The sequence below is a fragment of the Sulfuricurvum sp. genome, from assembly GCF_049305995.1.
In the GTDB taxonomy this organism is placed as follows: domain Bacteria; phylum Campylobacterota; class Campylobacteria; order Campylobacterales; family Sulfurimonadaceae; genus Sulfuricurvum.
On the sequence record NZ_JBAQPS010000268.1, the window covers coordinates 1 to 1,673 of the forward strand.

Annotated in this window: 3 protein-coding genes; all 3 read left to right on the forward strand. The window is 41.8% G+C overall.

Annotated elements, in window-relative coordinates; genetic code table 11:
- Nucleotides 1-405 precede the first annotated feature (405 nt).
- The 3 genes from WA010_RS09200 to greA are packed head-to-tail and all read left to right on the forward strand — an operon-like array spanning nucleotide 406 to nucleotide 1,587.
- Complete coding sequence (locus tag WA010_RS09200; RefSeq protein ID WP_422556833.1) at nucleotides 406-642, forward strand: antitoxin; 237 nt, start codon at nucleotides 406-408, stop codon at nucleotides 640-642.
- Nucleotides 642-1,043, forward strand: a complete 402-nt coding sequence (gene vapC / locus WA010_RS09205) for a type II toxin-antitoxin system tRNA(fMet)-specific endonuclease VapC (RefSeq protein WP_422556834.1) — start codon at nucleotides 642-644, stop codon at nucleotides 1,041-1,043. Before WA010_RS09200 ends, vapC begins: the two co-directional genes overlap by 1 nt.
- 13 nt (nucleotides 1,044-1,056) lie before the next feature.
- The gene (greA, locus tag WA010_RS09210; protein ID WP_422556835.1) at nucleotides 1,057-1,587 is read left to right on the forward strand and encodes a transcription elongation factor GreA; all 531 of its coding nucleotides are present in this window, start codon (nucleotides 1,057-1,059) and stop codon (nucleotides 1,585-1,587) included.
- Nucleotides 1,588-1,673: the final 86 nt, after the last annotated feature.

Sequence of the window (1,673 nt, forward strand, 5' to 3'; positions counted from 1 at the left end):
CTCGTATCTTTAGTATACGAACGTTGAGAGTCAAAAATTACCGAAAGAACGAATGTTACGTATTGCATCGGAAGTGGGGCTTTAGCCCCGCCAAAAGCTTCGCAAGCACTGCAATTTCTAATAAAGCAACTAGGCGAGGCTAAAGCCTCACTTCCAAAAATAGCATTTGATCTGTCAATTTTACAAAATGCAATAGACTCTTGAATAACCCTTTTGAGATGGATCCCCTGGTCAAGCCCGAGGATGACGAAAGGCGTCATTCCCCCGAAGACGGGCCAAGTACCCTTTAGGGTGAATCCAGCTTTTATAAAATGTAGGTTATGCAAGAAGTCTATTTTCTATCTATTGACACGAGCTATTGTTTGGTATATACTTGTGATATATATCTTGCAGAAAGGATCTAAGATGACGGTTATGGCAAAAGTGTTTCAAAACGGTCGTTCACAGGCGATTCGCATCCCAAAAGAGTTCCGCGTCGATACGGATGAAGTGTGCATTGATAAAATAGGCGATACGCTGATTATTAAACCGAAAATTCAGATGAAATGGGACGTGTTTTTTGATGCTTTAGAGGATATTGATACTGGGGGATTTCTTGAGGATCGAGAGCAACTACCCCTTCAAACGAGAGAGATATTTTAATGCTCTATATGCTCGATACCAACATTTGCAGCTATATTATCCGCAATAAGCCTCAGAACATCAAAGAAAAGCTCAAATCCGTTGAAAAAGATCATACGATAGCTCTTTCTACGCTCGTCGTGTCTGAACTGATCTATGGTGCAAAGAAAAAGGGGAGTGAAAAGCTCTTTGATCTCGTCCTATCATTTATTGAGAATTTTCAGATCATGGATTTTGATAAAAACAGTGCATTGTCCTATGCTACTATACGGGTCGAGTTGGAAACTAGCGGAAATATTATCGGTTCAAATGATTTGTTCATTGCCGCCCATGCCAAAGGGTGCGATGCGATATTGGTTACCAATAATACCAAAGAATTTGAACGTGTTGAGGGGTTGCGGTTGGAGAATTGGGTATGCTAAAAAGGACAAATAGATGAGCCAAAACGAACCCATGACACCGCGAGGGTACGATGAACTCCTACGGGAGTTTAAATTCCTAAAAGATGTCGAGAAGCCCCGTGTTAATGTCGAAAAACAGCGTGCGGCGGAGCTGGGGGATCGAAGTGAAAATGCGGAATATCATGCGGCAAAAGAGAAACTGCGTCATATCGATAAACGACTTTTTTATCTCAACTCGATGATTCAAAAAGCTCAAATGATTGATCCATCACTACTTGATCACTCCCGTGCCCATTTCGGTGCAACGATCACGATTATGGATGTGAACACGGATGAGGAGTTTTCGTATAGTATTTGCGGAACGTTAGAAAGTGAGCCTGAAAACGGTCTAATTTCTGTCCATTCACCGCTCGCACGTGCAATGCTTGGGAAAGAGGAGGGGGACGAATTTAGCGTCCAACTCCCCAGCGGAAAAAAGAGCTACGAAGTGATTGGAATCGGCTATACCGACATCTTTTCACTCAAAAAAAATATCCGTAGCGAAAAAGATTTCGGCTTTAAATAACACTGCTTTAAGATGGATGAATATTCCCCTTTGATATAATCGCGTTACTATTATTATTTTACTAAGGAAACTGCCGTGAGCACTCC

Coding starts and splice junctions, on each gene's coding strand:
- WA010_RS09200 (WP_422556833.1), top strand. CDS start 406: ATGACGGTTATGGCAAAAGTGTTTCAAAACGGTCGTTCACAGGCGATT.
- vapC (WP_422556834.1), top strand. CDS start 642: ATGCTCTATATGCTCGATACCAACATTTGCAGCTATATTATCCGCAAT.
- greA (WP_422556835.1), top strand. CDS start 1,057: ATGAGCCAAAACGAACCCATGACACCGCGAGGGTACGATGAACTCCTA.